Genomic DNA, 1,448 nt, shown 5'->3' on the forward strand with positions numbered 1-1,448 from the left:
CGTTGTGGAACTTGGCTAGGGACGGCTTTAGAGAGTTGATAGTCCAGACGAATCTAGACGCAGACTTTGAAAAGCTCTGGAGGGCTACGGGGGGCAACCCAAGGGCCGTGGAGATGCTAGACGAGGAGGGGTGGCAGGAGGCCAAGCTCGTTGAGAAGATATATAAGTCCAGGGGGCTCGATACAAGCATCTTAGCTAGACACAAAACCGCGCTGGAAGAGGCGTTGGAAAACCCCGACGCACTACTAAAGGCACCTCGCGAACTTGTAGACTACTTGATTCATAAAAATCTCGTAACTAGGCTAGTGGACCCCATCGCCCCGCTCCCCCCAAACAAAGAAATAGGCGTGGGTAGGGACTACGCCTGGCAGACACCCCTACACCGAGAGGCTGTGAAGCTCGCCCTCGAAAGCGCCGGGCCACCTCCACAACGGTAGCCAAGGCCGACATATAGGGCCGCTTGAGAAGAAGGGGGGACCCCGCCTTGGGTCGGGGGGTGCCGGGCTTCTAGCGGCTCTGCGCCGCCATTAGCTCTGCGGTGAGGATTGAGTTGCCGGCGGCGCCTCGAATGGTGTTGTGGCCGAGGACGATGAAGGAGAGCTTCCGGGGGGCGAGCCGCCTAATCCTCCCCACCACCACCGCCATGCCCCTCCCCGCCATCCTGTCCAGCCTCGGCTGGGGCCTGTCCGCCTGGCGCCTAACCTCTATGGGCCTCTCCGGCGCCGTGGGGAGCTTAAGCTCCTGCGGCAGGCCTCTGAACCTCTCCAGCACCTCGGCCACCGCTACCGCGTCGAAGTCCCGCCTCGTGTCTACGTACACGACCTCCGTGTGTCCGTCGACGACGTTTACCCTCGTCGTCGTGACGTAGATCTCAAAGTCGGCTTTTAGGATCTTCCGCGTCTCCCCCACCACCTTCTCCTCCTCGCCCCTTATGAAGGGTATTAGGTTGTCGGCAATCGCCACCGAGGGGACGCCGGAGTACCCCGCGCCTGATAGGGCCTGCATGGTGACGACGTGCACCCTCTCTATCCCCCACTCGTCCAGCACAGGCTTTAGAGGCAGGTTGAGGATTGTGGTGGTGCAGTTGGGTTTCTTCACTACAGCCCCCCTCCACCCACGCCCCTCCCTTTGCTTCTCGACGAGGGAGAGGTCGTCTGGGTTCACCTCTGGGATTATGAGTGGGACGTCGGGGTCCATCCTCATGTTGCTAGAGTTGGATAGTATCACGTGGCCCCGCGCTGCCAGCTCCGGCTCCACCTTCGCCGCCACCTCGCTGGGGAGGGCCGAGAATACGAAGTCGACCCTCGGCACCTTGTCCACGTCCAGCTTCTCCACACGCATCTCCGCCACTTCCGGCGGGGGCGGCTCGTCGAGCACCCAGCCCACCTCCCCCAGCCTCTTCCCGGCGCTTCTCTCCGACGCGGCGAGGCCCACCACCTCGAACCAGG

1 protein-coding gene and 1 pseudogene are annotated in these 1,448 nt (G+C 62.2%); one reads left to right on the top strand and one right to left on the bottom strand.

The window, feature by feature from the left end; genetic code table 11:
• A pseudogene (locus ACP5J3_RS14595) lies at positions 1-437 on the top strand (ATP-binding protein); the annotation flags it as partial.
• A 70-nt stretch (positions 438-507) separates the two neighbouring features.
• Here the strand turns inward: ACP5J3_RS14595 and asd are convergent.
• Positions 508-1,448, bottom strand: a 941-nt coding sequence (asd, locus tag ACP5J3_RS14600; protein ID WP_428496345.1) for an aspartate-semialdehyde dehydrogenase, incomplete at its 5' end; no start/stop codon positions are given.

It is taken from the genome of Pyrobaculum sp. (genome assembly GCF_049971835.1).
Taxonomy (GTDB): domain Archaea; phylum Thermoproteota; class Thermoprotei; order Thermoproteales; family Thermoproteaceae; genus Pyrobaculum.